This window comes from Endozoicomonas sp. ALD040 (genome assembly GCF_049275945.1).
In the GTDB taxonomy this organism is placed as follows: domain Bacteria; phylum Pseudomonadota; class Gammaproteobacteria; order Pseudomonadales; family Endozoicomonadaceae; genus Endozoicomonas_A.
In genome coordinates this window covers 5,062,323-5,087,930 of record NZ_CP184829.1, presented here as the reverse complement: position 1 = coordinate 5,087,930, position 25,608 = coordinate 5,062,323, and the positions used below count along the sequence as shown (strand labels likewise).

General features: G+C 45.2%; 3 protein-coding genes. All 3 read left to right on the top strand.

The features are described 5' to 3' along the window. Positions 1 to 268: 268 nt before the first annotated feature. Positions 269 to 8,458: a hypothetical protein gene (locus ACOJUN_RS18670; RefSeq protein WP_422133408.1), complete on the top strand. Its 8,190-nt coding sequence runs from the start codon at positions 269 to 271 to the stop codon at positions 8,456 to 8,458. Positions 8,459 to 8,754: 296 nt separating this feature from the next. Further along, positions 8,755 to 17,070 (top strand): hypothetical protein, encoded by an 8,316-nt coding sequence (locus ACOJUN_RS18665; RefSeq protein ID WP_422133407.1) that lies wholly within the window; start codon positions 8,755 to 8,757, stop codon positions 17,068 to 17,070. Between the two features lie 246 nt (positions 17,071 to 17,316). After that, positions 17,317 to 25,593 (top strand): hypothetical protein, encoded by an 8,277-nt coding sequence (locus tag ACOJUN_RS18660; RefSeq protein WP_422133406.1) that lies wholly within the window; start codon positions 17,317 to 17,319, stop codon positions 25,591 to 25,593. Positions 25,594 to 25,608: the final 15 nt, after the last annotated feature.

Here is a 25,608-nt window from a genome sequence, read left to right as displayed (position 1 = left end):
TAAAAACGTTATCACAAGATTCGAAACCAGCAGCCAAACCGAACGCGGGACCATTCTTGCTACATCATGAACCCACTGCTATTTTTCCTCAGTCTCCATAGAGACCAGAACAATTCATTCAATCAGTATTAATAAAAACTGTTATTTAACAGGTCAACTCTGATTGACAAATTAATAATTATCAAATGGGATCTACGGCAATTCTATGCTTGTTTGTCACAGAAGACTGTTAAAACTTCTCATTGTTTCGCTGCTGTTCATGATTGCAATGAACGTACAAACAGGTCATGCCTCCGGCCACCAGAACGAACCCGGGTACAAGGCACCAGAAATCCGCTTTTTGGGTCTCTACGCCGGATTTAAAGCCAATAATTTCCACCTCAAGCTGGGTAACCATTATCACGTAATACACGACGTTGGCAGCCCCAAAAAGCTGTCCCTTTTTTTCCAGAATCAATGGTTGAGTCATCTGCCCGGGTTTCTGTTAGCAAAGCTGCTTCCTCCTTCAATCGTACCCTACCCTTCTTTCAGTCGCGGATTTCCCTCACTGTCCCGGGCTTTTGGTGATGCCCCCGATTGCAACCCTCATCCGGTGATGATCGATCACTCTTTGCTGAAAGGCCAACTGTCAATTCAAACCACTTGTATCGAAAATCATCCTGTCTGGCAGATTACGGCCTCACCCTCGACATCATCGTCAGAGACTCAGGCCGTCGAGGGTGATTCTCTGTCTGCCTGGCTGTCGCTTTGGAAACTGCTAAACGACACCCATACCAGTACCCTTTTCCTGCGTCCCTGGCGAGAAAGTCAGCAGAATCGCCTGCAGGCCATTATCTGCCAGACCAATCCGCTTACAGAGCATAAAAAGTGTCAGAGCGTTCTTATTGATTTCCCGCTGAATCACGCAAAACCCTGGCTATTGCCCGAACTGGCTGGAAAAGACAGTATCAGCGCTGACGGGCAAACCGCTTTGGACAGTAGTTATATCAAGCGGGTCAATCAGGCTATTCACTGCCTCTCTTCCCACGATAAGTTGTTTGGAGAACCCAATAAAAGCAAGCCAGCTGACAAAGAAAAAATACACGCTTGCCAAAATAATCACTGGCTTTATCAGTGGTCAGATCAAAACTGGGTTTATCAACCTGGCATTCCCGAGACTGCAATAAACCCCGGTCCGGCACTCATGACCGGGAAGTACTTTAACCTCTGGGCACTGGAAAAGGTATCGCCCGGCAATGATACCTACCCGGCCTGGTCGAGATCTTCTTTGTTCATCGCCCGCAACGACAGACATCGGAAATACCATTTCTGGGGAGCAGGTGACCCGGTGCTGCTGATGCGGTTCGCTGATGCCCCTTATAATGTCGAGGATCATTACGCCGGTTGGGATGGACCAGAGATTGGCACCCTGGTAGAAAGTGAGCATCTCAACCTGGCTGCCCTGCTTATGAGCACGGTGACCAATACGCCCTTTAATCTCTATCAGTGGCGGGGAATTCTCTCAGGGTTCACATCACCCATCCCGAAAAGCCTCAGTGCCCTGGTAAGGGAGCAGATTCTGAGCGACCCTGGTTCACTTTACCAGTTTGTTAAACGGCGGCCTGAGTTACTGAACAATGTGTTGACCTATTTAAACCGTGAGTTTCCGGGCCACCCTGTCCACTCATACTTTTCCGGTCGTGTATCACCTTTTTTTAGCCATCAAACAAACGGAAACCCATTGGCTTTGGTGCCCGAAAAAAGCAACGTGTTCGACGGCTTTAATCCTCCTGCCATCCCTCATCAGCCAGATATGTCACTCTCTTCTACAGGGTTTGTATCAGGCATAATGACTGCTTCTGGTGTCCAGGGAAATAATGGACCGCCTGAATCTCAGTCCTGCCCGAGTAATCCCTCTGCACAAAAAGCCGAACAAAGTGGCAACAAAAGTAGACGAACTGCGAGCCCTGACGGCAGGAACAATATTGACGACAACGAGCCACCACCGGGCGGTAACCATCCGGTCACACCAGCAGACGCAGTGCACTCAACATCCTTGCTTAAACATCTATTGCATTTTTACAGACACTGCGGACTTTGGCCTGGAAGAGTAATCCATGGCTCGGATTTTCTTCCAGAGCACCTCGATATCACATCCAGTGAAAATTTTGAAACCCTGGCCCGTCAATGCCAACCACCTGACAGTGAAAGTGAAGCATTATATAACCAGATGCTCCGGGGTTTTGATCCAAAAAACCAACAACACCTGGTGCTGGCATCAAAAGCCCTGCAAAACTCTATACTGGCCATCGTTCCTGACGGTCAGAAATATCGCTGTTATAGCCATGATATAAAACATGATCACATGCCTCAACAACCTCTGGAAGGGCTTGAAGATTGTCATACGTTCCTGTTTCACGAGAATCACGCTGTAAGACTGTTTCATCACAGTGACAGCAACCTGTGGTTCACTCACTTCCTGATCCGATCCCAATTAAACGAAGAGGAAAACCAATGGCTGCAAGACAGTGAGTTTGAAAATGCTTTGTGGGAGTTGTTTCCACAATGGCAAAAAGACATTTTATTATGCCGGGAAAGTCTTCATTGCAACGCCATAAAATCTACCAGCGATCAGCTAAAAGAGGCGTCCATAAAATCGGCCAGCAAACAGCTAAAACAAGCGTTTACTGCACCCGATAGATTCATAGAGGGAGAACACGGACATAACCTACTCAGTTTTTACAATAAATTACGCCTTGTTTGTTACCTGTTCGATGATACAGAGACTATCGATGAAACTTTTTACATTAGCAAAAACCTGCTTGGAGCCGTGATTTTTTTCTGGGAAAACTCTGCCAGTAACTATATCGCCTTTATAGCTCCAGATCTCTCGGCATCAACGATAAACAACAAAATGAAATCTTTGGATAATCATTTAAAAGCCTGTTTCGAGGGCGCATTTTTAGTAAAAAAACAGGATATCCGCTATGTAATTCCTGCACTGTTGGTGCTCGCACCTGTTTTTAAAAAAACCTATGCAGAAATCGAAAGTGTTTTATCCGATACTGGAGATGCTCTTGTTTATGGGGGTTTAGCCAGGTCGCAACATCTTTCATCAGTGGTTAAACCCACCGAAATTGGCAAGATACCTGTTACCAATGATATTGAATTGGCAGTCAGGGATATCAAAAATCTGGAAACCATTTCGGAGTCTATAGAGAGTAAACTAAGAAGCGCTCTGTCTGGTACCATCGTTAGGCGCAGCAATATTCACACTATGGTTTTAAACCCAAAAAAATCGCAGCGCAGACGGCTAAGGAACACCGTAAAGATCAACGGCTATCCTGATAAAAACAATGAAAAGGCCATGGGGTTGAGCCGTTGCAAAGCAAAAGAGTGGCGAATCATATCAATCGATATTTCTGCCGGTCCTGACGGGTACTTCGATTTCATCCGTGTAGAACCTTTTGCCAAGGGTTCCAAACTGCTTATGCCAAGCCTGCCCGCTATAGTTGAAAAACTACTTCAGGACACGCAACTTGATCAAACTTACCCGGGTAGTAATGCAACAAAGCGACAGGCGCAAAATGCTCAAAATGTATTAAAGATCTTGCTCGCAAGTGACACTCAACGACAGGTTGAGGAGATTATTCAGCAGTCAGTGTTCAGCAGCTACTCAAAATCATCCAGGTTACCCGAATTTCTGATGCCTTATATCAAGCCACAACCTGACAACGAACAGGAAAGCACTATTAATGTAGAGAATAAGACAGAAAATGATGCGAGCGATGAACACTCTACAGTAGCTCATGACAGTAAGCCAGTGGCACCAGTCCTGGCTGAACATTCAAAAAAGAAAAAAAACGAAACCTCCGCCAAAAAGTCAATTTCCGATACGATCGATTTCGAAACGGCATTGTCTCAGTCCATAGAAATATCAAACTGGCTTAAGGAGATGGATTATAACTTCCCGAGTGAGCTGAATAGGGCAACAAAGGCACAAGATTGCGAAGGCTTTGAAGAAAACGAAGCCTCTAAAGAAAACCCTGCGTCCGATATAGAATTCAATACACTGCAAAATCAACTTAAGGAAGGAAAAACAAAAACCCTACAAATACTGTCTTGTTCAGGGGCTTCTGCAGATACATCCGGTGAGCAACCGGTCATCACCATCAATATGGCAAATACCCCGGACAGTCAGCAGCGCTCAGGGTTAGAACAGGCTGCTTATGAAAACCACTTTCCCTATGCACAACTGATTCAGGCGTTGTTCATTCTGAACCAAAAAATCCCATCCGGAAAACCGGAAGCACTTCAGATCTATGAAAATGCTTTCGAGCTGCTGTTACCGGCGGCCCTTGCCGGTATACCGCTTGCCTACCAATTATTAATCGCGATGCAATTACACAACCAACATCCGGCAGGCTGGCCCCAGATAGAACCTGTAAACCGGCTGTTACGCAGCATGACTTCCAGACAAACCAGCATCAATCAGGTGAAGGTTGAAGGCCTGTTGAGTGGTGGATTTCTGGAGCAGCTCTATCAGGATACAGACGTCACCACCCTGACCAGGATTGAGCAGGGCTTAGCCAAAGAGTCAGAACTCTCAGACAAAGGCAGAGAAGTGAAGCACATTGTCAATGCCCTGAGACAACCGGATACCCCCTCTATATTAACAGCCCTGAAAGCAGTTCATCCCAGGACTCGGGAGCTGCAACAAACCATCGGGTCACTGATACTGATACTTGAGAAAAAAAAAGAACCCGCAGTCGGTCAGATTCATAATGAACTTTGGTCGTACAGCCTCAACGCCCTGCAAATCAAGGGAGCCTTGAAAAAAAAATCTCAGGTCATTGATATATCGTGTTTCCCATATGTGCTGGCCATGACTGACCTGAAGGCATTCATGGATACTGAGCGCACCGGACAATTGCTCAAAAATCATCAACCCAGATTCATAGCCTTTTGGAAAGTGGGTTTTTGGGAAAGCTATCTCAAAACTTCGTTAAGCAAAGACAGCAAGACAGAAAAGGAAAGATTTGACCGGCATCATGAAAAAATAAGCAATAAAGCGATTAAAAAGTCCAGATCCAATTTAATAAAAGACTGGATTCTTGCCCGATCTTTTCTGCTTTCAAGAGATTTTATCCAAATCAAAAAGGTTCAGGCTTCCCCCACTCCATCCACTTTAACGCAGCTATCATCTGGAACAGCTACAAACTCTGAAAAAGCAAAAAGAACCGTAAATGCAGCCAGACAGTCAACAGAACTGAAGCCAGGCATTCAACCATCAAAAGGACTATTCAATGAACAACTACATAACCAGTATTTATTTCAGCTGGATAACAACATTATTCAGGAAGTCAGATTTATGCAGGAAAACCCGAAAAGATTTTTGCAACAGGTAGAAGACCGCATTACCGCATTCAGAAAGGCTCTGGTAAAAAATAGCAATAACTCAACAAACAAGCTGGGAACAGGTTATTACTATTTTCTGAAGGCACTGGCCATGATAGGGGCCAAAATGTCAGATGACAACAAAACTATTGAACTGTCCTTTAGCCCGGAAGCCAGACTCAACGCGATAAAGATAAGGGAGTCTATTTTAGTGTCCAAAGATCTTAACTTCCCTTATGCCTCGATGCTCTTTCTGTTTTTTGAACATGGCATGGGAAGAAAGCCTAATCAAGTAATCCAGGCCTATTGCTCTGCATTCTCCGGGGTATCACAGTCTATTGAGTTTTTATTAGAATCGCGCGCAGATACACCGGTTCTGGCCGGACTATTACTCAAATGGCTGGTGCTGATTCCAAAGCCTTTCGCACTGAAACTGGCCTTTGATGCCGACACTTACCTCAAAAACCCGCAAAGCAAGATTCCAGGCAGGGTAACACCTTCTATACATATACTGAGAGAATTTCTGGAGGAGCTTCCGGTAAAAGGCCCTGGTGGTGCAGTTGATGTTGTATTGAATCGATTGAGCCAGCTATTTACAAATACCGCGTATCTGCTAAACGAACAGCATGAACAAGGGGAATCGTCTCAGTCAGCCTCAGTGGCAGCAATTGAGGCCAAGAAAGCGGCAGAAGAAGCCATAGTAGAAGTAGCCATAGCAGTAGCGGTAGCGGTAGCGAACGAGAACGAGAACGAGTTAGCGAACGAGATAGTAAAAGTGAAGGCGACCGCAAAAGAGAAAGCGATGGCGTTAACGAAAGCAACAAGGAAACTGACACTAATAACGAAGTCGAACGCTACAGGGTTGGAGATATCGACAGAGGTGGTAACGGCGATAGGTAAGCTGGTAGACGCAGGTAAAGCGGCAGCGAATACGATAATAGAAGTGTTAACGGACGAGAAAGCGAAAGCGGTAGAGGAAGCGGTAGAGGAGGCGATAGACGATACGCTAAGGGTAACGGTATTAGAGGCGGAAGAAAGAACAGAAGCAGCATTAAGATTGATACTTTACTTCGCCACTGACCGAACGGAATTGATTGATTTTATTTGCCTGGACCTATCCATATTGACCATTGTCTTTTCTATAATTGGCCCTGAATTAGACACGGAGCTCCCCATATACCTGAAAAAAGCCCAGAGGAATCTCTCTGAAGATAGTGAACCTGAAAATCGGGCAATGGCAGATGTTATAGAGCTTGCTTTTCATCTGGTTGGTGCATCACCAGAAGCAGAGCTGGCCCTCCCTCATCTTAAAACCCAATCCTTCGATAACCAGGCTCTCTTAACCGCTATGCATTTTGGTCATGACTTACAATTTTTGACAAAATTAATTGGTTTGTCTCGCGAACTGGTTACCGAAGATAGCCATTCGTTTTATAACATTCTTTTGCTGGTTCACCAGCATATTCTCACTCTTATCGGTGTAAATGCAGAAAAGGCAAAAAAACTCCAGGCTAACTCAATGGGCTGGAAAATATTAGGCACCGGGTTGAAGAACTCTGTATGGTATAAGCCGGTCAAGACTGCTTCCCATAATATGCAATCAAAAGTCATGGACTATGTTGTCTTTAAAAATGACAGCGTGAAAAAGTTCTGGGATGGAGACGAAAGTATTTTTATTCTTGCTACCGAGCAAGCCAGAAAAGTTGGCTATCGGAAATTAAAACAGCAGTTAAACCAATACGAGGGTAAATTGGATTATCAATCTTTACAGATGTCAGGCTGGCTTCATTGTCTAGCTGGATTGACACTTCTGGAAGCAAAAGTAAGTTCTGATCACCAGAAGATAATATTAACCGATCGCAAAAGCGTCCTGATCAGTGCTCATAATCATTTTATGAAAGCACGTGAAATTGGCTTTCATTATGGTGGTTATCTGGAATCTCTGGTATTTATGCGACTAGCAAACCACTACCAGTATTATCAGAACGAGACATCAGATACCTGGCAAAAAGACTCAATCTATAAGCCTGTTATTCAATACACATCGACCAAAAGACCAGGAGAGAAGATTTTTATTGAAGCGGGAAAGATTGTTACGGAAATTTTGCCCGGTTTGCTGGCAAGTTCTTTACTTGGTGTACGTTTTTCGGCCGAAACAGCCATCAGAATCTTTACTGATAAACGGTTTAACCTTCTGCATATCCCACAGGCTGGCTGGCCGACAATGCTCACAAAGTACCTTTTGAGTTGCCCTGCAAACTATCGCATCCAGTTTCTGTTCAGCAATGACGGTCCTGAAGCTGAAAATGCGCTATTTCCCAGGACAAATGATCCAGACAGTATTGAGGGAATACTTCTGAAACCACTAGATAAAACAAGACAGGTATCCATTAGCGAAAGACCAGAGTATTATGGTATTTTTCTGGACAGTGAAATCGAGAATGGTGACAGGCCAGAAAGTATTAAAAAGTATTTAAGCCTTGTCAAAGCTTTTTTATTCAATAAATCAGATCTGTTGGATACACCATACGAGGCAACAGTTTCTGACAGTGATCAATTATCAGAGAGTATTGCAAGCTATAAGCTAAGCCGGTTCGACTATACAACATTGTTGAAAGAACAACAGGAAACACCACAACCTGAAACCGGTTTGGATGAATTCGTTTATAACCTCCCCAGGCTGGAATCTCACCCAAATTACGAGGCTATAACGAATGCCCTTTTGAATAAGCATCGTAAAAAGTCAGCCCTGATTCATTATTATTTATGGGCTTACGAGACCCTCAATGATAGCCTTGAAAACGAAAGGGATCTGTTCTGGAGTGAGATAATGACAAAGAAAATCGAAGAAAATAAACCAATGAAAAAAGCTTTCTTGGCACTTCTGGCAACCGCCGATCTAACGGTTATGTACGATGATAACCGGGAGGCAATGATCAATGCATTCAAACAATACAATATAGATCTTTCTAGCTGGCTGGCCTTTTTACACTCGATCTCAGCCACTTCCGCCTTATTTCTGGGCGAGAAGCAAAAGGCAGATTATCATTTCGAGCTTTTTGAAAAACTAAAAGGCATGTAACTTCATTAATTAACTAATCAGCAGGAATAGCAGGAAGACCAAATCCGTAAATTGAAGGCATGTGTTCAGTTTACGCTTAGCTACAAAGCCACTCTTGCTACATCCTGAACCCACTGCTATTTTTCCTCAGGCTCCATAGAGATCAGAACAATTCAATAAATAAAATCTGTTGTTTAACAGGTCAATTCTGATTAATAAATTAATAATCATCAGTTGGGATCTATGGCAACTCTATGCTCGTTTGTCACAGAAGACTGTTAAAACTTCTCTTTATTTCGCTGCTGTTCATGATTGCAATGAACGTACAAACAGGTCATGCCTCCGGCCACCAGAGTGAACCCGGATACAAGGCACCAGAAATCCGCTTTTTGGGTCTCTACGCCGGATTTAAAGCCAATAACTTTCACCTCAAGCTGGGTAACCATTATCACGTAATACACGACGTTGGCACCCCCAAAAAACTGTCCCTTTTTTTCCAGAATCAATGGTTGAGTCATCTGCCCGGGTTCCTGTTTGCAAAACTGCTTCCGCCTTCAATCATACCCTACCCTTCTTTCAGTCGCGGCTTCCCCTCACTGTCCCGGGCTTTTGGTGATGCCCCCGATTGCAATCCTCATCCGGTGATGATCGATCACTCTTTGCTGAAAAGCCGCTTATCAGTGCAAACCACTTGCATCGAAAATCATCCTGTATGGCAGATTACGGCTTCACCCTCGACATCATCGTCAGAGACTCAGGCCGTCGAGGGTGATTCTCTGTCTGCCTGGCTGTCGCTTTGGAAACTACTAAACGACACCCATACCAGTACCCTTTTCCTGCGCCCCTGGCGGGAAAGTCAGCAGAATCGCCTGCAGGCCATTATCTGCCAGACTAATCCGCTTACAGAGCATAAAAAGTGTCAGAGCGTTCTTATTGACTTCCCGCTGAATCACGCAAAACCCTGGCTATTGCCCGAACTGGCTAAAAAAGACATCATCAGCACTGACGGGCAAACCGCTTTGGACAGTGGCTATATCAAGCGGGTCAATCAGGCTATTCACTGCCTCTCTTCCCACGATAAGTTGTTTGGAGAACCCAATAAAAGCAAGTCAGCTGACAAAGCAAAAGTACACGCCTGCCAGAATAATCACTGGCTTTATCAGTGGTCGGATCAAAGCTGGCTTTACCAACCGGGTATTCCCGAGACTGCGGTAGAACCCAGCCCGGCGCTCATGACCGGGAAGTACTTTAACCTCTGGGCACTGGAAAAAGTATCGCCTGGCAATGATACCTGTCCAGCCTGGTCAAGATCTTCTTTATTCATCGCCCGCAACGACAGACATCGGAAATACCATTTCTGGGGAGCAGGTGACCCGGTGCTGCTGATGCGGTTCGCTGATGCCCCTTATAATGTCGAGGATCATTACGCCGGTTGGGAAGGACCTGAAATTGGCACCCTGGTAGAAAGTGAGCACCTTAACTTGGCCGCCCTGCTTATGAGCACGGTGACCAGTACGCCCTTTAATCTCTATCAATGGCGGGGAATTCTCTCAGGGTTCATATCCCCCATCCCCAAAAGCCTCAGTGCCCGGGTAAGGGAGCAGATTCAGAGCGACCCCGGTTCACTTTACCAGTTTGTTAAACGGCGGCCTGAGTTACTGAACAATGTGCTGACCTATTTAAACCGGGAGTTTCCGGGGCACCCTGTCCACTCACACTTTTCCGGTCGTGTATCACCTTATTTTACCCGTCAAACAGACGGAAACCCACTGGCTTTGGTGCCCCAAACAAGCAACGCATTCGAGGGTTTTCATCCTCCTGCCATCCCTCATCAGCCAGATGTGTCACTCCCCTCTATGGGGTTTACATCAAACATAGTGACAGCTTCTGGTGTCCAGGGGAATAATGGACCGCCTGAATCTCAGTCCTCCCCGAGTAATCCCTCTGCACAAAAAGCCAAACAAAGTGGCAACAAAAGTAAACGAACTGCCAGCTCTGTCGGTAGGAACAATATTGACGACAATGAGCCACCACCACCGGGCGGCAAGCATCCGGTCACACCAGCAGACGCAGTACCCTCAGCATCCTTGCTTAAACATCTATTCTATTTGTACAGGCGCTCCGGACTTCGGCCTGAAAGAATGGCCCATAGATCGGACTTTCTTTCAGAACAGCTTGGTATCACATCCAGGGAAAAATTTGACACCCTGCTCCGTCTATGCAAACCACCCGACTGTGGCAGTGAAACATTATATAACCAGATACTCCGGGGTTTTGATCCAAAAAACCAACAACACATGATGCTGGCATCCAAAGCACTGGAAAATTCTATACAGGTCATTGTTACTGATGGTCGGGGATATCTCTCCTATAGCTACCATGACCACACACCTCAAGAGCCTCTGGATGGGCTTGAAAATATCCATATGTTTCTGTTTCACGAGAATCACACGGTAAAACTCTCTCATCAAAGTGACAACACCCCCTGGTTCACTCACTTCCTGATCAGCTCCTACTTAAACAAGCAGGAAAACGAATGGCTGGAAGACAGTGCGTTTGAAAATGCTTTATGGGAACTGTTTCCACAATGGCAGAAGGATATTTTGTTATGCCGGGAAACGCTCCAGTGCAACGCCATAAAATCTGCCAGCGAACGGCTGGAGGAGGCGTCCATAAAATCTGCCAGCGAAATACTACAACAGGCGTTTACTGCACCCGATACATTCATGCAGGGAGATCTCGGACAGAACCTGTTCAGGTTTTACAATAAATTACGCCTTGTTTGTTACCCGTTCGACGATACAGAGAACCCTGATGGAACATTTTACGTTAGCAAGAACCTGCTTGGAGCAGTGGTTTTTTTCTGGGAAGAGTCTGCCAGTAAATATATCGCCTTTATAGCCCCTGATCTCTCCACATCTGCAATAAACGACAAAATACAGTCTTTGGATAATCATGTAAAAGATTATTCCGAGGGCGTATTTTTAGTAAAAAAACAGGATATCCGCTATGTGATTCCTGCACTCCTGGTGCTGGCACCTGTTTTTAGAAAAACCTATGCAGAAGCCGAGAATATTATATCCGATACTGAAGATGCTCTTGTTTACGGGGGTTTAGCCAGATGGCAACATCTCGCGTCATTGTTTAAACCCACCGAACTGGGCAAGGTACCTGCTACCAATAATATTGATCTGGCAGTTGAGAATATTCAAAGTCTGGAAAAGATTTCGGCCTCCCTTGAGGAAAAGCTGACACGCGCCCTGCCTGGCACTACCGTCAGACGCAGCAACGTTCACACCATAGTTTTGGCCAACCCGAAAGAATTGCGGCGCAGTGGATTACTGCACACCTTAAAGATCCATTGCTTTCCCGATAAAAACAAAGAAAATACAATAGCGTTCGCCGCTTGCAAGACCAAACAATGGCGAATCATATCGATTAATATTTCTGCCGGTCCCCAAGGGTATTTCGATTTCACCCGTGTAGAACCTTTTGCCAAGAGTTCCAGGCTACTTATGCCAAGCCTGCCCGCTATGGTTGAAAAACTGCTTCAGGACACACAACTTGATCAAACCTGCCCGGACATTGATGCAAAGAAAAGGGGGCAAAATGCTCAAAATATATTAAAAATCTTGCTGGCGAGTGACACTGAGCAACAGGTTCAGGCGATTATTCAACAGTCACTGCTCAGCCGTTCTTCAGAAGCATCCGGGTTACCGGAATTTCTGCTTCCTTATATCAAGCCCGAACCTGACAAGGCACTGGAAAGCAATAGTGATATTGACGAACAGGCAACAGTTTCTACCGCTGCTTATGTCGAAGCTACAGAAGCGATAACAAAAGATTCTTCTTTCGATTCCCAAGAGAACAAACAGAAACAACAAGAAATAAGCGACATTGCCACGGTACCAGAAAAAAACGATATCACAGTAGAAGCAAGCCCTGATGATCAACGCTCTGTAGTTGCTGATAACAGTGAGGCAATGGCACCTGATCCTGCTGAACGCTCAAATAAAAGAAAGAATAACACCCCAGCCCAAAAGTCAATCTCGAATACGATCGATTTCGAAACGGCCTTGTCTCAGTCCGTAGAAATATCAAACTGGCTTAAGGAGATGGATCATAGCTTTGCGGACGAGCTGAACAGGGCAACAAAGACACAAGATTGCAAAGCCTCTGCAGAAAGCGAAGCCCCGACAGAAAATCCTGCGCCCGATAAAGAATCCAATACACTGCAAAAGCAACTGCATGACGGAAAAACAAAAACCCTGAAAACACTGGCCTGTTCCGGAGCATCGGCTGATACATCTACAGACCAGCCAGTCATCACCATCAACCTGGCCCATACCCCGGCCAAAAGCTTAGAACAGGCGGCTTATGAGAACCACTTTCCTTATGCGCAACTGGTTCAGGCGTTATTCATTCTGAACCAGAAATTCCCAGCTGGAAAATCAGAAGTATTGCAGATCTACGAAAAAACCTTCGAGCTACTGCTACCGGCAGCCATTGCCGGTATACCGCTTGCCTACCAATTATTAATCGGGATGCAATTGCGCAACCAACATCCGGCAGGCTGGCCTCAGATGGAACCTGTCAGCCGACTGTTACGCAGCATGGCTTCCAGAGCGACAAGCTTCAACCAGGTAAAAGTTGAAGGTCTATTGAAGGGTGGATTTCTGGAGCAGCTCTATCAGGATACAGACGCCATAACCCTGACCAGGATTGAGCAGGGGTTAGCCAAAGAGTCAGACCTGTCAGACAGAGGCAGAGAGGTAAAGGCCATTGTCAATGCCCTGAGAGAACCGGATACCACCTCGATATTAACATCCCTGAAAGCAGTGCGTCCCGGGGCTCGGGAGCTGCAACAAACCATCGGGTCGCTGATACTGATACTGGAGAAAAAACAAGAGCCTGCAACCAGTCAGATTCACAGTGAACTTTGGTCGTATAGCCTCAATGCCCTGCAAATTAAGGGAGCCTTGAAAAAAAAACCTCAGCACATGGATATATCTTATTTCCCACAGGTACTGGCCATGACTGACCTGAAAGCATTCATGGATACTGAGCAAACCGGACAACTGCTCAAATATCATCAACCCAGATTCATAGCCTTTTGGAAAATGGGTTTTTGGGAAAGCTATCTCAAGGCTTCGTTAAGCAAAGACAGCAAGAGTGAAAAGGAACTATTTGACGGGCATCATGACCAAATAAGTAATAAGGCGATTAAAAAGTCCAGACCCGATTTAATAAAAGACTGGATGCTTGCCCGCTCTTTGCTGCTTGCAAGAGACTTTATTCAAATCAAAGAGGTTCCGGCTTCCGCCACTCCGGCGCAACTAACGTCTGGAACGGGTACACATTCTGAAAAAGCAAAAAGAACCGTAAAAGCAGCCAGGCAACCAAAAGACCTGAGGCCTGGCATCCGACCATCAACAGGATCGCACAATGAACAATTATATATCCGGTATTTAGTACAACTGGATAACAATATTATTCAGGAACTCAGACTTATTCAGAGCAACCCGGAGAATTTTTTACAACAGGTAGAAGCTCACATCACTGCATTCAGAAAAGCTCTGGTAAGAAATGGCAACGATTTAACAGACAATCTGGGAATCGGTTATTACTATTTTCTGAAGGCACTGGCCATGATGGGGGCCAAAATGTCAGATGATGAAAAAACCATTGAGTTGTCTTTTACCCCTGAAGTCAAACTCAACGCTAAAAAGATAAAAGAGACTATTAGATTGTCTGATAAACATTTCTTCCCCTATGCCCCATTGCTCTTGCTGTTTTTTGAGCATGGCATGGGAGGAAATACTAATACAATAGCGAAGGCCCATTACTCTGCATTCTCCGGAGTGTCGCAGTCTATTGAGATTTTATTAGAATCGCTCTCAATCCCACAGGTTATGGCCGGACTATTACTCAAGTGGCTGATACTGATTCCAAAGCCTTTCAAACTGAAACTGGCCTTTGATGCAAACACCTACCTGAAAAGCCCGCAAAGCAATATTCTCGGCAGGGTAACACCTTCCATACGAATACTCAGAGAATTTATGGATCAGCTAACGGTAAAAGGCTCTGACGGCGCAGTTGATGTTGTTTTGAGTCGAATGGGCCAGAAACATACCATTACCCAGCATCTGCCAAACAAACAGAATGAAAAAGCGGAAAAGAAATCGGCTGCAGCCGAGTCAGGCAAAGCAGGAGTGGCTGGAGTACTGTTAGCCGCAACGAAAGAAGCTCTGAAAGCTTTAGAAGTAGCGAAAAATGCTTCGAAAGCAGCAGCAGTAGCTCTGGAGACAGCAAATGCAGAAGCGAGAGAGGCTTCGAGAGCGGCTGCAGTTGCCTTAGAGGTAGCGAATACAGAAGCGAAAGAGGCTTCGACAGCGGCAGCAGTAGCCTTAGAGATAGCGAATACAGAAGCGAGAGTATTAACGTTAAATACGGAGTTAGCAAAAGCTAAAGCGGAAGTGATAGCTGCAGAAAAAGCGCTGGCGGCAGCGAATTTGGAAACAGTAGAGACAGCGGAAGCAGAATTAAGATTGACACTTTACATCGCTACTGGCCGAACGGAACTGTTGGATTTTCATAGCCTGGATTTTTCGACATTGATCATTAACTTTTCTATATTAGGCTATGTTTCAGACTTGGAGGTTACCACATTCCTGAGACAGGTTCAGAGCGAGCTCACTAAAGATATTGATCCGGAGAGGCGGGCACTGGCAGATATTATAGAACTTGCTTTTTATCTGGTTCTGTATAATCCATCACCAGAAGAAGAGCCGGATCTCCATCATCTTAAGGCCCTTCCATTCTCTTCCCAGGCTAACATGACCATTCTTCATTTTGGTCATGACTTACGACTTCTGGCAAAAATAATTCATTTGCTTCCTGAAATAGCTGTCCACGATACCATGTCGTATTATTACAACACCTTTTTTCTGATTCACGAGTATATTCTCACGCTCATTGGTGGAAATGCAGAAAAGGCAAAAAAACTCCAGATTGATTCAGTTGGTTGGCAAACATTACACGATTGGTTTAGGCACTATACATGGTATAAGCCAGCAAATACTGTCGCAAGTCGTATTGAATCAAAAATCATGGAACAGGTTGTCTTTAACTATGACAGCTTGGAAATATTCATAGCTGGAAACGAAAGTATTTTTATTCTTGCTATTGAGCAAGCCAGAAAAGTTGGCTATCAGAAATTAAAACAGCAGTTAAACGAATATGATGGTAAATTGGATATTCAATCTGTACAGATGTCAGGCTGGCTTCATTGTCTGGCTGGATTGACGCTTCTGGAGGCACAAGTAAGTTCTGGCTTGCAGCGGGTAGTATTAAACGGACACACAAGCGTCCTGTCCAGTGCTGTTTATCATTTCGGAAGAGCACGTCAACATGGCTTTCCTTATGGTGGTTATCTGGAATCACTGGGGTTTATGCGGCTGTCAAACCACTTCCAGTATTATCAGGATGAGACTTCAGAAGCCTCGCGGACAGACTCCACCAATAACCCTGTTATTCAATACACATCGACCAAAAAACCAGGGGAAACGATCTTTGTTGAAGCAGGTAAAGTTGTTTACGATATTTTGCCCAGCTTATTAACAAGCTCTAGATTGGGTGTACGTTTTGCGGCTGAAGCAGCTATCAGACTCTTTACTGACAAGCGGTTTAATCTTCTGCAAACCCCTCAGGCCGGTTGGCCAGCACTGATCGCAAAGCATTTTTTGATTACCCCCGTAATCCATAACCTGCAATTTGTATTCAGCAATCATGGCCCGGAAGTTGAAGAAGCGTTATTTCCCGAGATAAGTAATCCTGACAGCATTGAGAGAATACTTCTGGAACCACTGGAGAAAACAAGGCATTTCCCCATTAAAAAAAGACCAAAACAATATGGTATTGCTCTGGACAACGAAATCAAAAGCAGTAGCAGGCCAGAAAATAGTAAAAAGTATTTGAGCCTTGTCAAAGCTTTTGTATTGGGTAAATCAGAGGTGCCGGATATATCATCCCTGACAACAACTTCTGATGTTGATCAATTATCAGAGAATATCACAAGCTATGAGCGAAGTCGGTTTGACTATACAACGTCGTTTGGATTGCTACATGAAACACCACAACCTGAAACCGGTTTGGATGAATTCGTTTTTAATCTGCCCCGGCTAAAATCTCACCCAAAGTATGAGGCTATCAGTAATGCTCTTTTGAAGAAACATCGTACAAAATCAGCCCTGATTCACTATTATTTATGGGCTTACGAGACCCTCGATAACAGCTATGACAACGAACGGCAGCTGTTCTGGGAAGAAATAATGACAAAGAAGATTGAAGAAAATGAATCAATGAAAAAAGCTTTCCTGACACTCCTGGCAACCGCCGACCTAACGGTTATGTACGATGATAACCGGGAGGCCATGAACACTGCATTCAAACAATACAATACCGATTTTGCTTCCTGGTTGGCCTTTTTTCACGGGATCTCGGCCACTTCCGCTTTTGCTCTGGGAGAGACACAAAAAGCAGACTTCCATCAAAAGCAATATAAAAACCAACAAAAAATATTACTTCATTCAGCACCTGGCTGGTTAAGAGCACTGGAAAGGCCAAATGAGTAAATTGAAGGCATGTGTTCAGTTTACGCTCAGCTACAAAGCCACTCTTGCTACATCCTGAACCCACTGCTATTTTTCCTCAGACTCCATAGAGATCAGAACAATTCAATAAATAAAAACTGTTGTTTAACGGGTCAACTCTGATTAATAAATTAATAATCATCAATTGGGATCTATGGCAACTCTATGCTTGTTTGTCACAGAAGACTGTCAAAACTTCTCTTTGTTTCGCTGCTGTTCATGATTGCAATGAACGTACAAACAGGTCATGCCTCCGGCCACCAGAGTGAACCCGGATACAAGGCACCAGAAATCCGCTTTTTGGGTCTCTACGCCGGATTTAAAGCCAATAACTTTCACCTCAAGCTGGGTAACCATTATCACGTAATACACGACGTTGGCACCCCCAAAAAACTGTCCCTTTTTTTCAGGAATCAATGGTTGAGTCATCTGCCCGGGTTCCTGTTTGCAAAACTGCTTCCGCCTTCAATCATACCCTACCCTTCTTTCAGTCGCGGCTTCCCCTCACTGTCCCGGGCTTTTGGTGATGCCCCCGATTGCAATCTTCATCCGGTGATGATCGATCACTCTTTGCTGAAAAGCCGCTTATCAGTGCAAACCACTTGCATCGAAAATCATCCTGTATGGCAGATTACGGCTTCACCCTCGACATCATCGTCAGAGACTCAGGCCGTCGAGGGTGATTCTCTGTCTGCCTGGCTGTCGCTTTGGAAACTACTAAACGACACCCATACCAGTACCCTTTTCCTGCGCCCCTGGCGGGAAAGTCAGCAGAATCGCCTGCAGGCCATTATCTGCCAGACTAATCCGCTTACAGAGCATAAAAAGTGTCAGAGCGTTCTTATTGACTTCCCGCTGAATCACGCAAAACCCTGGCTATTGCCCGAACTGGCTAAAAAAGACATCATCAGCACTGACGGGCAAACCGCTTTGGACAGTCACTATATCAAGCGGGTCAATCAGGCTATTCACTGCCTCTCTTCCCACGATAAGTTGTTTGGAGAACCCAATAAAAGCAAGTCAGCTGACAAAGCAAAAGTACACGCCTGCCAGAATAATCACTGGCTTTATCAGTGGTCGGATCAAAGCTGGCTTTACCAACCGGGTATTCCCGAGACTGCGGTAGAACCCAGCCCGGCGCTCATGACCGGGAAGTACTTTAACCTCTGGGCACTGGAAAAAGTATCGCCTGGCAATGATACCTGTCCAGCCTGGTCAAGATCTTCTTTATTCATCGCCCGCAACGACAGACATCGGAAATACCATTTCTGGGGAGCAGGTGACCCGGTGCTGCTGATGCGGTTCGCTGATGCCCCTTATAATGTCGAGGATCATTACGCCGGTTGGGACGGACCTGAAATTGGCACCCTGGTAGAAAGTGAGCACCTTAACTTGGCCGCCCTGCTTATGAGCACGGTGACCAGTACGCCCTTTAATCTCTATCAATGGCGGGGAATTCTCTCAGGGTTCATATCCCCCATCCCCAAAAGCCTCAGTGCCCGGGTAAGGGAGCAGATTCTGAGCGACCCCGGTTCACTTTACCAGTTTGTTAAACGGCGGCCTGAGTTAATGAACAATGTGTTGACCTATTTAAACCGGGAGTTTCCGGGGCACCCTGTCCACTCACACTTTTCCGATCGTGTATCACCTTATTTTACCCGTCAAACAAACGGAAACCCACTGGCTTTGGTGCCCCAAACAAGCAACGCATTCGACGGTTTTCATCCTCCTGCCATCCCTCATCAGCCAGATATGTCACTCCCCTCTATAGGGTTTGCATCAGGCATAATGACTGCTTCTGGTGTCCAGGGGAACAATGGACCGCCTGAATCTCAGTCCTCCCCGAGTAATCCCTCTGCACAAACAGCCGAACAAAGTGGCAACAAAAGTAAACGAACTGCCAGCTCTGTCGGTAGGAACAATATTGACGACAATGAGCCACCACCACCGGGCGGCAACCATCCGGCCACACCAGCAGACGCAGAACCCTCAGCATCCCTGCTTAGACATCTATTCTATTTGTACAGGCGCTCCGGACTTCGGCCTGAAAGAATGGCCCATAGATCGGACTTTCTGTCAGAACAGCTTGGTATCACATCCAGGGAAAAATTTGACACCCTGCTCCGTCTATGCAAACCACCCGACTGTGGCAGTGAAACATTATATAACCAGATGCTCCGGGGTTTTGATCCAAAAAACCAACAACACATGATGCTGGCATCCAAAGCACTGGAAAATTCTATACAGGTCATTGTTACTGATGGTCGGGGATATCTCTCCCATAGCTACCATGACCACACCCCTCAAGAGCCTCTGGACGGGCTTGAAAATATCCATATGTTCCTGTTTCACGAGAATCACACGGTAAAACTGTCTCATCAAAGTGACAACGCCCCCTGGTTCACTCACTTCCTGATCAGCTCCTACCTGAACAAGCAGGAAAACGAATGGCTGGAAGACAGTACGCTTGAAAATGCTTTATGGGAACTGTTTCCACAATGGCAGAAGGATGTTTTGTTATGCCGGGAAACGCTCCAGTGCAACGCCATAAAATCTGCCAGCGAACGGCTAGAGGAGGCACCCACAAAATCTGCCAGCGCACTGCTGGAAGCGGCGTCCATACAATCTGCCAGCGAAATGCTACAACAGGCGTTTATTGCACCCGATAAATTCATGCTGGGAGATCTCGGACAGAACCTGTTCAGGTTTTACAATAAATTACGCCTTGTTTGTTACCCGTTCGACGATACAGAGAACCCTGACGGGACATTTTACGTTAGCAAAAACGTGCTTGGCGCAGTGGTTTTTTTCTGGGAAGAGTCTGCCAGTAAATACATCGCCTTTATAGCCCCTGATCTCTCCACATCTGCAATAAACGACAAAATACAGTCTTTGGATAATCATGTAAAAGATTATTCCGAGGGCGTATTTTTAGTAAAAAAACAGGATATCCGCTATGTGATTCCTGCACTCCTGGTGCTGGCACCTGTTTTTAGAAAAACCTATGCAGAAGCCGAGAGTATTATATCCGATACTGAAGATGCTCTTGTTTACGGGGGTTTAGCCAGATGGCAACATCTCGCGTCATTGTTTAAACCCACCGAACTGGGCAAGGTACCTGCTACCAATAATATTGATCTGGCAGTTGAGAATATTCAAAGTCTGGAAAAGATTTCGGCCTCCCTTGAGGAAAAGCTGACACGCGCCCTGCCTGGCACTACCGTGAGACGCAACAACTTTCACACCATAGCTTTAGCCAGCCCGAAAGAATTGCGGCGCACAGGGTTACTGCACACTTTAAAGATCCATTGCTTTCCCGATAACGGCAAAGAAAATACGATAAGATTCACCGCTTGCAAGACCAAAAAATGGCGCATCTTATCGATCAATATTTCTGTCGGCCCTCAAGGGTATTTCGATTTCACCCGTGTAGAACCTTTTGCCAAGAGTTCCAGGCTACTTATGCCAAGCCTGCCCGCTATGGTTGAAAAACTGCTTCAGGACACGCAATTTGATCAAACCTACCCAAGCATTGATGCAAAAAGAAGGGGGCAAAATGCTCAAAATATATTAAAAATCTTGCTGACAAGTGACACTGAGCAACAGGTTCAGGCGATTATTCATGAGTCACTGCTCAGCCGTTCTTCAGAATCAACCGGGTTACCGGAATTTCTGCTTCCTTATGTCAAGCCCCAACCTGACAAGGCACTGGAAAGCAATAGTGATATTGACGAACATGCAACAGTTTCTACTGCTACTTATGTCGAAAGTGCAGAGGCGATAACAAAAGATGCTTCTTTCAATTCCCATGAGAAGAAACAGAAACAACAAGAAATAAGCGACATTGCCACGGTGCCAGAAAAAAACGCTATCACAGTAGAAGCAAGCCCTGATAATCAATGCTCTGTAGTTGCTGATAACAGTGAGGCAGTGGCACCTGATCCTGCTGAGCGCTCAAATAAAAGCAAGAATAAAACTGCAGCCCAAAAGTCAATCCCGACTACGATCGATTTCGAAACAGCCTTGTCTCAGTCCGTAGAACTATCAAACTGGCTTAAGGAGATGGATCATAGTTTTCCGGACGAGCTGAACAGGGCAACAAAGACACAAGATTGCAAAGCCTCTGAAGAAAACCCTGCGCCCGGTACAGAATCCGATACACTGCAAAAGCAACTGCAGGACGGAAAAACAAAAACCCTGAAAATACTGGCCTGTTCCGGAGCCTCTGCTGATACATCCACAGACCAGCCAGTCATCACCATCAACCTGGCCAATACCCCGGGCAGTCAACAGCGCAAAGACTTAGAGCAGGCGGCTTATGAGAACCACTTCCCCTATGCGCAACTGGTTCAGGCGTTGTTCATTCTGAACCAGAAATTTCCATCTGGAAAATCAGAAATACTGCAGATCTATGAGAAGGCTTTCAAGCTGCTGTTACCGGCAGCCATCGCCGGTATACCGCTTGCCTACCAATTATTAATCGGGATGCAATTGCGCAACCAACATCCGGCAGGCTGGCCTCAGATGGAACCTGTCAGCCGACTGTTACGCAGCATGGCTTCCAGAGCGACAAGCTTCAACCAGGTAAAAGTTGAAGGTCTATTGAAGGGTGGATTTCTGGAGCAGCTCTATCAGGATACAGACGCCATAACCCTGACCAGGATTGAGCAGGGGTTAGCCAAAGAGTCAGACCTGTCAGACAGAGGCAGAGAGGTAAAGGCCATTGTCAATGCCCTGAGAGAACCGGATACCACCTCGATATTAACATCCCTGAAAGCAGTGCGTCCCGGGGCTCGGGAGCTGCAACAAACCATCGGGTCGCTGATACTGATACTGGAGAAAAAACAAGAGCCTGCAACCAGTCAGATTCACAATGAACTTTGGTCGTATAGCCTCAATGCCCTGCAAATTAAGGGAGCCTTGAAAAAAAAACCTCAGCACATGGATATATCTTATTTCCCACAGGTACTGGCCATGACTGACCTGAAAGCATTCATGGATACTGAGCAAACCGGACAACTGCTCAAATATCATCAACCCAGATTCATAGCCTTTTGGAAAATGGGTTTTTGGGAAAGCTATCTCAAGGCTTCGTTAAGCAAAGACAGCAAGAGTGAAAAGGAACTATTTGACGGGCATCATGACCAAATAAGTAATAAGGCGACTAAAAAGTCCAGACCCGATTTAATAAAAGACTGGATGCTTGCCCGCTCTTTGCTGCTTGCAAGAGACTTTATTCAAATCAAAAAGGTTCCGGTTTCCCCCACTCCGGCGCAACTAACCTCTGGAACAGGTACACATTCTGAAAAAGCAAAAAGAACCGTAAAAGCAGCCAGGCAACCAAAAGACCTGAGGCCTGGCATCCGACCGTCAACAGGACCATACGATGAACAAATTTATAACCAGTATTTATTACAACTGGATAACAATATTATTCAGGAACTCAGACTTATTCAGAGCAACCCGGAGAAATTTTTGCAACAGGCAGAAAAGCAAATCACTGCATTCCGAAAGGCAATAATAAGAAATGGTAACCATTTAACAAACAGACTGGGAATCGGTTATTACTATTTTATGAAGGCACTGGCCATGATGGGTGCCAAAATGTCAGATGACAACAAAACCATTGAGTTACCCTTTGGCCCGGAAGTGAAACTCAACGCCAAAAGGATAAACGAAACTATTTTATTGTCTGGTGATCATGGCTTCCCTTATGCCCCGATACTCTTGCTGTTTTTTGAATATGCTATGGAAATAGAGTCCAGTGCAACATCCAGAGCCATTTACTCTGCATTCTCCGGGGTGTCACAGTCTATTGAGATTTTATTAGAATCGGATTCAAACCTAATGGTTATGATCGGAGTATTGCTCAAGTGGCTGATACTGATTCCAAAGCCTTTCGAACTGAAACTGGCCTTTGGTACAGAGACTTATACGAAAAACCCGCAAAGCAATATTCCCGGCAGGGTAACAACTTCCATACGAATACTCAGAGAGTTTATGGAGCAGCTTCCGATAAAAGGCTCTGATGGTTCAGTTGATACTGTTTTGAGTCGAATGAACCAACAATATACTATTACCCAACATATGCGTAACGGACAGCATGAACGATCGCTGGTGAAAGCGGGAACAGCTGCGGCAGTGATAGCGACGTTGAGAGAGGCTGCGGCAGAGAGAGAAGCTTCGGCAGTCAGGGAAGCTGAGAATGCGGCAGCAGTAGCCATAGAGTTAGCAGATACAAAAGCGACAGCAGCAGCGATAGCGCTGGCAGAAGCTACAGTGGAAAAGAAACCTCAAAGGAGAGCGCCAGAGGAATCGGGAACGGTAGCGACAGCAATAGCGGAAACGAAAGCGGCAGTGACAGCGGCAGCGAAAGCAAAAGTAGTAGCGGAATCGAATGCGGCAGAGAAAGCAAAAGTAGCAGCGAAATCGAAAGCAGTAACAAAAGCGGCAGCGGAAGCAGAAGCAAAATTGCAAGCGGAAGCTGATAAGGAAGCAATATTAAGACTGATTCTCTACCTCGCTTCTGGTCGACCGGATTTGTTGGATTCTGATTATCTGGATTTATCTATGTTGACCATTTACTATTCAGTCTTCGGCCTGGCATCAGACTCGAACGTGTACGTATCCCTGAAAGAAGCTCAGGGCAAGCTCTCTAGTGATACTGATCCTGATATTCGGGTAATGGCAGATATTATAGAACTTGCTTTTTATCTGGTTAGTGAATCACCAGAAGCAGAGCCGGATCTCCCTCATCTTAAAGCTCTTCCCTTTGAAATCCAGGCCCGCACAACCGCACTTCATTTTGGTCATGACTTTCGACTTCTGAAAAAAATAATTCATTTGCTTCCCGAAATGACTGCCAACGATAAAGAATCCTACTGGTACAACACCTTTTTTCTGATTCACGAGTATATTCTCAGGCTCATTGGTGGAAATGCAGAAAAGGCAAAAAAACTCCAGATTAAGTCCTATGACTGGGAAACATTTCTCGCACGTTTTCAACACTTTGTATGGCATAAGCCAGTAAACACTATTGCAAGTCATATTGAATCAAAAATCATCGAACATATTGTCTTTAATCATGAACACTTGAAAATGTTCACAGCTGGAAACGAAAATATTTTTATTATAGCTATTCAACAAGCGAGAAAAGCTGGCTACGAGGAATTAAAACAGCAGTTAGAAGAATATGAAGATAGAATGGACTCTCAATCATCAGAGATGTCAGGCTGGCTTCATTGTCTGGCTGGCCTGACACTTCTGGAGGCACAAATAAATTTGGACTCTCAGCAGATAATATTAACCGGTCACAAAAGAGTTATGCTCAGCGCACATGCCCATTTCCAGAAAGCACGCCATCTCAACTTTCCTTATGCCGGTTATCTGGAATCACTAGTGGCTATGCGACTGGATAACTACCAGTATTACCAGGACGAGACATCAGAAGCCTGGCAAACAGACCTGGACAATAAGCCTGTTATTCAATACGCATCGGCCAGAAAACCAGGGGAAAAGATCTTTATTGAAGCGGGTAAGATTGTCACGGACATCTTGCCAGGGCTATTAGCAAGCTCTCTATATGGTGTAGGTTTTGCCGTTGAGGCAGCCATCAGAGTCTTTACTGATAAACGCTTTAATCTTTTGCATATCCCCCAGGCTGGTTGGCCAACACTGATCGCAAAGCATTTTTTGATTACCCCCATACACCATAACATCCAATTTGTGTTCAGCAATGATGTCCCTGAAGTTGAAGAAGCGTTATTCCAGAGTATAAGTGATCCTGAAAGTATTGAGCGAATACTTCTGGAACCACTGAAGAAAACAAGGCTTTTTCCCATTAACCAAAGAATAAAACAATATAGTTTTTGGCTGGACAGTGAAATCAAAAGTGGTGACAGGCCAAAAAATATTAAAAACTACTTAAGCCTTGTTAACGCTTTTTTGTCGGATAAATCGGAGGCGCCTGATACATCATCTGAGGCAACTGCTGCTGATATTGATCAATTACCAGAGACTATTGCCAGCTACGAGCTAAGCCGATATGACTATACAAACCTGTTTAAAGCACTGCGGGAAACACCACAACCTGACTCCAGTTTTGATGAATACGTTTATAACCTTCCGCAACTGAAATCGCACCCGGATTATGAAGCTATAAGTCATGTTCTTTTGAAAAAACATCGCACAAAGTCGGCCCTGATCCACTATTATTTTTGGGCGTACGAGACCCTCAATGATAGCTGTGACAACGAACGGGATCTGTTCTGGAATGGGATCATGAAACAGAAGATTGAAAAAGATGAAAAAATGAGAAGCGTTTTTTTGGCACTGCTGGCAACTGCCGATCTAACGCTTAAGTACGATGATAACCGGATGGCCGTGAGGACCGCATTCAAAAAATACAATCTGGAAATTAGTTTCTGGGTGACTTTTTTTCACATTTTCTCACGCGAAATCGAATTTTTTTTGCATAAATCAGAACATGGAAATGGCGATGGATGAGATGTGGATGTTTAT